Annotated in this window: 7 protein-coding genes; 5 read left to right on the forward strand and 2 right to left on the reverse strand. The window is 71.4% G+C overall.

What is annotated here, in order from left to right; genetic code table 11:
- Window positions 1-111: 111 nt before the first annotated feature.
- Complete coding sequence (locus LOY02_RS01680; RefSeq protein ID WP_317180581.1) at window positions 112-972, forward strand: undecaprenyl-diphosphate phosphatase; 861 nt, start codon at window positions 112-114, stop codon at window positions 970-972.
- A gap of 145 nt (window positions 973-1,117) precedes the next feature.
- On the opposite strand, the gene LOY02_RS01685 is transcribed toward LOY02_RS01680, so the two are convergent.
- A complete protein-coding gene (locus tag LOY02_RS01685) occupies window positions 1,118-2,119 on the reverse strand; it encodes a magnesium and cobalt transport protein CorA (RefSeq protein WP_317180582.1) in 1,002 nt (333 codons plus the stop codon).
- Window positions 2,120-2,185: 66 nt separating this feature from the next.
- Here LOY02_RS01685 and LOY02_RS01690 point away from each other — a divergent pair, with 66 nt between their 5' ends.
- The 4 genes from LOY02_RS01690 to mshC all read left to right on the forward strand — a co-directional run bounded on the left by LOY02_RS01690 (window position 2,186) and on the right by mshC (window position 5,713).
- The gene (locus LOY02_RS01690; protein ID WP_317180583.1) at window positions 2,186-2,953 is read left to right on the forward strand and encodes an MSMEG_4193 family putative phosphomutase; all 768 of its coding nucleotides are present in this window, start codon (window positions 2,186-2,188) and stop codon (window positions 2,951-2,953) included.
- A gap of 10 nt (window positions 2,954-2,963) precedes the next feature.
- Window positions 2,964-3,536 (forward strand): DUF3090 domain-containing protein, encoded by a 573-nt coding sequence (locus LOY02_RS01695; protein WP_317180584.1) that lies wholly within the window; start codon window positions 2,964-2,966, stop codon window positions 3,534-3,536.
- A gap of 16 nt (window positions 3,537-3,552) precedes the next feature.
- Window positions 3,553-4,347 carry an SCO1664 family protein gene (locus LOY02_RS01700; protein ID WP_317180585.1) on the forward strand — a complete coding sequence of 265 codons (795 nt, stop codon included), beginning with the start codon at window positions 3,553-3,555 and terminating at the stop codon, window positions 4,345-4,347.
- A 109-nt stretch (window positions 4,348-4,456) separates the two neighbouring features.
- A complete protein-coding gene (mshC, locus tag LOY02_RS01705; RefSeq protein WP_317180586.1) occupies window positions 4,457-5,713 on the forward strand; it encodes a cysteine--1-D-myo-inosityl 2-amino-2-deoxy-alpha-D-glucopyranoside ligase in 1,257 nt (418 codons plus the stop codon).
- Between the two features lie 85 nt (window positions 5,714-5,798).
- Here the strand turns inward: mshC and LOY02_RS01710 are convergent, their stop codons facing one another.
- Window positions 5,799-6,653: a PAC2 family protein gene (locus tag LOY02_RS01710; RefSeq protein WP_317180587.1), complete on the reverse strand. Its 855-nt coding sequence runs from the start codon at window positions 6,651-6,653 to the stop codon at window positions 5,799-5,801.
- Between the last annotated feature and the right edge of the window lie 268 nt (window positions 6,654-6,921).

Raw genomic sequence — 6,921 nt, forward strand, 5'->3', positions numbered from 1 at the left:
CGGTCGGCGACCCCATTTCGTCGGGATAGGCTGCACGACTGTGCCCGGCCGGCAAGCACGGTTGACCAGGACGGCACATCGGCGTTCGTCAACCCAGAAGGTTCGTGAATCGTGGCTGACCTGAGCTACCTCGACGCGATCATCCTCGGCGTCGTGGAGGGCCTCACCGAGTACCTCCCCGTCTCGTCGACCGGGCACCTCACCATCACGGAGAAGCTGCTCGGGCTCGAGGTCGACGCGCCCGCAGTGACCGCCTACACCGCGGTCATCCAGCTCGGCGCCATCGCGGCGACCCTCATCTACTTCTTCACGGACATCGTCCGCTTCGCCCGGGCCTGGTTCCGTGGCCTCGCCGGGCCGGCCGGGCGCGCCGACCCGGACTACGGCCTGGCGTGGGCCGTCGTCATCGGCTCCATCCCGGTCGGCGTGGTGGGGTTCCTCGGCCGCGACCTCATCGCCGGCGACCTGAGGAGCCTCTGGGTCGTGGCCGCTGCGCTCGTGCTCTGGAGCGGGGTCATGGTGGCCGCCGAGCGAGCGCACTCGGCATACGAGCGCAAGGGCGCGGTCCGCGGGGAGCACTCGGTGACACCGGTCGACGGCCTCGTCATCGGTCTGGTCCAGTGCTTCTCCCTCATCCCCGGGGTCTCGCGCTCCGGGGCGACCATCTCGGCCGGCATCGCCCGGGGTATCGACCGCGTCACGGCCACGCGTCTCAGCTTCTTCCTGGCGATCCCCGCCCTCACCGCGGCGGGCGTCTTCCAGGCGGTGGAGCAGCAGGAGGACCTCGTCGCCCTCGGGGTCGGCCCGATGGTCGTCGGGCTCGTCGTGGCGTTCGTCGTCGCCTATGCCTCGATCGCCTGGCTGCTCCGCTTCGTCGCCTCCAACAGCCTGCTGCCGTTCGTGTGGTACCGCGTCGGGCTCGGCATCGTGCTGGCCGTCGTCCTGGCCGCGAGCTGGATGCCGGCCACCTGAGACGAGGACCCGCCGACGGTAGGGCCTGTGGACACCGGGGCCACTCGAGCCGGCCGTGCCTCGAGCCGAGGCTGGCGGGCACCGGGCGGAGGGTGCCGATGAGACTGTGCCCCCTGGGCGGGCCAACGGGCCCGGCCCGGTGTTCTCAGAGCCAGCCCGAGCGCTTGAACCTCGTCCACAGGTACACGCACGCCGCGGCCGTGAGGGCGAGGATGAGGAAGTACCCGTAGTAGTACTCCCGGCCACCGATGTTGACGCTCGCCACGAGCTCCGGCATGACCGAGAAGTTCATGCCGTAGATGCCGGCGACCATGGTGGGGATCGCGGCCATCGCCACCCACGCGGAGATCTTGCGCATGTCGGAGTTCTGCTGCACTGAGACGCTCGCGAGGTGGGCCGACAGGACGTCGGTGAGGAGCCGGTCGTAGCTCTCCACGTGGTCGTTGACGTGTCGCAGGTGGTCCGCGACGTCACGGAAGAGGTGGCGCACGTCCACGTGCAGCTCGCGGCCGCCGCCGCGGTCCATGTACGTGGCGAGCGCATCAGCCAGGGGGAGGGTCGCGCGCCGCACCTCGAGGACCTCCCGCTTGAGCCGGTAGATCGCGCTCGCGTCCCCGACACCGTCCGCCGTGAGGACCTGCGCCTCGATCTCGTCGAGGTCGAGCGCGAGCTCCTGGGCGACGTCGACGTAGTGGTCGACGACCGAGTCCATGACGGCGTGCAGGACCGCGAGCGGGCCGTGCAGGAGGCGGTCCTGCTCCTCCTCGAGCCGTTCCCGCACGTCGCTCAGCGGGTTCCCCTCGCCGCGCCGGACCGTGACGACGAAGCGGTCGCCGATGAAGAGCATGAGCTCGCCGGTCTCGATGTCACTCGTCGCCTCGATGTACCGAAGCGTCTTGAGGACGACGAAGACGGACCGCTCGTACTGCTCGATCTTGGCGCGCTGGTTGCCGGTCACGGCATCCTCGACCGCGAGGGGGTGCAGGCCGAGCTCGGTGTTGACGAGCGCGAACTCGTCGTCCGTCGGGTCCTTGAGGCCGATCCACAGGAAGCCCGGCGCTCCGGCGCGGAGGGTGGCGAGCTCGTCGCTCAGGTCGCCGCACTCGACCCGCTCGCCGTCGCGGTAGATGGCCTGGTCCACGATCACAGCCCTACTCCACCACAGGGACCGGCCGTATGCCGCTGGGTTGGCCGACGCGTCTACGCTGGCCGGGTGCCCACCGTCCTCTTCGTCCGCCACGGCAGGTCGGCGGCCAACACCGCAGGGGTGCTGGCCGGCTGGGCGCCGGGAGTGTTCCTCGACGAGACCGGGCAGGCCCAGGCGGCGCGGGTGGGCACGTCCATCGCGGCGGCCGAGCTCCCGGTCGTCGAGGTGGTGTCGTCGCCACTCGACCGGTGCGTCCAGACGGCCGACCTCATCGCTGCCCGGCTCGGCACCGTGCTGCGGTCGGTGCACGACGGGCTCGGCGAGTGCCGCTACGGCGCGTGGACCGGGCGAGCGATCCGGGACCTGGTCGCCGACCCTCTGTGGCAGGTCGTCCAGAACCGGCCGAGCCAGGCCCGCTTCCCGACTTCCGAGGACTACGCATCCGAGTCGCTGGCAGATGTCCAGGAGCGCGCCCTGCGCACCGTGCACGAGACCGATGCGCGCGTGCTCGAACGGCACGGTCCCGATGCGGTGTGGGTCGCGGTCTCGCACGGCGACGTCATCAAGGCGGTCCTCGCCGACGCGGCAGGAGCCGGCCTGGACGACTTCCAGCGTTTCGTCGTCGACCCCGGGTCGGTCAGCGTCGTCCGCTACACCAGCCGGAAGCCGTTCGTGCTCCGTCTCAACGACATCGGCGGCGACCTGACGGCGGTGCGCCCGGCGAGTGGCGCCGTTCCCGAAGGCGACGCGGAGGTCGGCGGTGGTGCAGGCACACCTGCTGCGTCCGCGCCCGGCGGCGGCGACGCCTCGGACGGCCCGTCCGAGGTCGGATAGGGTCGTCGGCATGACCTTCCAGGACTTCGACCCCGTCGCGCGCTTCGTCGCCGGCACGGTCGGGCCGGTCGGCAACCGGACCTTCTACCTGCAGGCCACCGACGGGAAGCGGGTCGTGACCGTGGCCGTCGAGAAGCAGCAGGTCTCGGTCCTCGCGGATCGGGTCAACGACGTCCTCGACCAGCTCGCTCCGACGTCGGCGATCGAGCCGGGGCAGCCCGGAGGCGCGCCCGAGGACACGGCGCCCCTGGAGACGCCCTTCGAGGAGGACTGGCGGGTCCAGACGTTGTCCCTCGCGTGGGACGAGGACCGGCAGCGGCTCGTCATCGAGTGCCATGACCACGACCCCGACGAGGTCGCGAGCGAGGAGGGGGAGCCCGGCGCCGCGGGTCTGACGGACCTCGAGGCGTCTCCCTTCACCCGCAACTCCCTGCGCGTGTCGCTCGACCCGGCACAGGCCCGGGCCTTCGCCCGGCGCAGCCTGTCCATCGTCGCTGCCGGACGTCCGCCCTGTCCCTTCTGCGGTGGTCCCCTCGACCCGACGGGGCACATCTGCCCGCGGGCCAATGGCTACCGTCGCTGACGGCACCTTCCGTCCGGTGGGCGAGGACCCGGTCCTGCTCGGTGACCTCGAGGTGGTCGGCCGGCTCCCGGACTCGTCCAACCTCGCCGTGCTCGTGCGGCTTCTCGGGGAGGAGGGCGCCCACGCCATCTACAAGCCGGTTCGCGGAGAGCAACCGCTGTGGGACTTCCCCGAAGGAACGCTGGCCGGGCGAGAGGTCGCTGCTCACCTCGTCTCGGAGGCGGGTGGCTGGAGCCTCGTGCCGCCCACCGTCCTGCGAGACGGCCCGCTCGGTCCGGGCTCCGTGCAGCGGTGGATCGGAGATCCCTTCGCGCCCCTCGCCGACGACCTCGTCGTGGACCTCGTGCCAGCGGGAGAGGTGCCGGACGGCTGGCTCCCGACCTTCTCCGCGGAGACCCCGCGCGGTGAGCCGGTCACGGTCGTGCACTCCAGTCGGGACGACGTCCGATCCCTCGCCGTGCTCGACGCCGTCATCAACAACTCGGACCGCAAGGGCTCGCACTGCCTCCGCGATGCGACCGGCCGCCTGTGGGCCATCGACCACGGCGTCACCTTCCACGCGAGCCCGAAGCTGCGGACCGTCCTGTGGGGCTGGGCCGACGAGCCCCTGGCCCAGGCTGACCTGGGCCGGCTCGCTCGGCTCCGGGAGTCACTGGACACTGCCGCCACGGGCCTGGCTCGGGAGCTGGAGGTGCTCCTGCCTGTCGACGACGTGCGCGCCCTGCACGACCGGGTCGATCGTCTCCTCAGGAGTCGGCGCCACCCCCGGCCGAGCCCGGCTTGGCCTGCTGTGCCCTGGCCCCCGCTGTAGCTGTCCTGGTGCTGCCCCGAAGCCGCGCTGAGCCACCATGCACGTCGCGCCGACCCGCAGGTGGGGGAGCGAGGGCAGCGGTCGGCCGGACGACGGATAGAGTCTGCGCGTGAAGAGTTGGCCCGCACCGTTCGTCCCGATCGTTCCCGGTCGATCCCCGCAGGTGCGAGTCAGGGACACGGTCAGCGGGGAGCTCGTCCCGGCGGCCCTGGGAGACTCGGCCTCGGTCTACGTCTGCGGCATCACCCCCTACGACGCCACCCACCTCGGGCACGCGGCGACCTACGTCACCTTCGACCTGCTCGTCCGCGTCCTGCGCGACAGCGGTGTCAAGGTCAGCTATGTCCAGAACATCACCGACATCGACGACCCTCTCCTCGAGCGGGCCGAGCGGGACGGCATCGACTGGCAACAGCTCGCGACCCGCGAGATCGGGCTCTTCCGGGAGGACATGACGGCTCTCGGGGTCCTTCCACCCGACGAGTACCTCGGCGCGGTCGAGAGCATCCCGACCTTCATCGCACCCATCGAGAAGCTCCTCGCCATCGGTGACGCCTACCTCGTCCCGGCCCCGGACGCCTCGCGTCCACAGGCCCATGACGTCTACTTCGACGTGAGCCGCGACCCGAAGTTCGGTTCCGTGAGCCGGCTCGAGGAGGCGGACATGCTGGCGGTCTTCGCCGAGCGGGGCGGCGATCCGGACCGGCCCGGCAAGCGCAACCGGCTCGACGCGCTGCTCTGGCGGGCGCACCGGGCGGGTGAGCCGGAGTGGGACGGCGGTCCGCTCGGACCCGGTCGTCCCGGCTGGCACATCGAGTGCGCCTGCATCGCCTGCAGCCACCTCGGCGTGCCCATCGACATCCAGGGTGGCGGCAACGACCTCATCTTCCCGCACCACGAGATGAGTGCCGCCCATGCCCGCTCCTTCAGTGGTCAGCCGAGCTTCGCGCGTGCCTACGTCCACCAGGGCATGGTCGGGCTCGACGGCGAGAAGATGAGCAAGAGCAAGGGCAATCTCGTCTTCGTCTCCGAGCTGCGCCGGGCCGGGGTGGACCCCATGGCGATCCGGGTGGCGCTCCTCGCGCACCACCACGCGCAGGACTGGATCTGGGAGGAGGCCGACCTCCGTGCCGGCCAGGCGCGACTGGACACCTGGCGCCAAGCGGTGTCGGGCAACGGCGGACCGCCCGCCGAGGCGACCATCGCCGAGGTGCGCGCCGCTCTCGCGGACGACCTCGACAGTCCCCGGGCCCTCGCCGCAGTCGACGCGTGGGCCGCGGAGGCCCTGAGCAGCGGCGGCGACGACCTCGGTGCGCCCGGTGTCCTGGCCCGAGCCCTCGACTCCGTCCTCGGCGTGCGCCTCTGACTCCGGGAGCAGCGGCTGGTCAGGTTCGCAGCGAGGAGCTCAGCGGCATACGGCCGCGGTGTTCCTGTGTTCCCGGCGGGCGAGCTCAGCGACCGCCCTGGTCGTTGTCCCGCCCGCGGAGGTACCTCTCGAACTCGCGGGCGATGGCATCGCCCATCGCCTCCGGCAGCTGGGCGGTGTCCTGGGCCTCCTCGAGCGACTGGACGTACTCGGCGACCTCGTCGTCGGACTGGGCCAGCTCGTCGACGCCCCGCTCCCACGCCCACGCGTTCTCCTCGAGGTCCCCGTGCGGAATCGTCACCCCGAGGAGCGACTCGATCCGACGGAGCAGGCTCAGCGTCGCCTTCGGTGAGGGGGAGCCGCCCGCATAGTGCGGCACCGCGGCCCACGCCGACACCGTCGGCACCCCTGCATCGCTCGCCGTCGAGCTGAGCACGCCGACGATCCCGGTCGGACCCTCGTAGCGGCTGGCCTCCACGTCGAAACGGTGGATCGACGCATCGTCCTCGGCCGTCGCCGTCACCGGTATCGGACGGGTGTGGGGGACGTCGGCGAGGAGTGCCCCGATGGTCACGATCGTCGACACCCCGAGGTGGCGTGCGAGCTCGAGGAGCTCCAGCGAGAACGCCCGCCAGCGCATCGACGGCTCGATGCCCTGGACGAGGACGACGTCGCGGTCCAGACCGGTCTCGGTCGCGACGAGGATGCGCGTCGTCGGCCACGACAGGACCCGCCTGCCGTCCTCGATCCCGACCCGCGGCCGGTTCACCTGGAAGTCGTAGTAGTCCTCCGGGTCGAAGGCCGCCACGAGCTCGGCCTCCCACACGTCGGACAGGTGTCGCACCACCGCGCTGGCGGCCTCCCCGGCGTCGTTCCACCCCTCGAAGGCGGCGATGAGCACGGGGTCGACGAGCTCCGGCACGTCCTCGAACTCCAGCACGTTGCCTCCTCTCACCGGGTGCGGGTGCGCCCTCCATCTCACCCTATGCCGCACCGGGGCCGCGTCACAGTGACTTCGCGGCGGGCTCGGGCGCCCTTCACAGCGTCCACCGTGCCTCCAGGGTGCGTCCACGCTCGGACCACACTGCGACCACACCCGAGGGCCAGGCCGCGTTCTCCCTAGAATTGGTCCTCCTGCCGACCCACGAGAGAAGAGCCGTGACCAACAGCACTGCGCTCACCACCGAGCTCACCACCGAGCTCACCAC

Source organism: Intrasporangium sp. (assembly GCF_032907665.1).
In the GTDB taxonomy this organism is placed as follows: domain Bacteria; phylum Actinomycetota; class Actinomycetes; order Actinomycetales; family Dermatophilaceae; genus Intrasporangium.

Excerpts from the sequence above, each read along its gene's own strand:
- LOY02_RS01695 (WP_317180584.1), top strand. The coding sequence starts at position 2,964 with ATGACCTTCCAGGACTTCGACCCCGTCGCGCGCTTCGTCGCCGGCACG.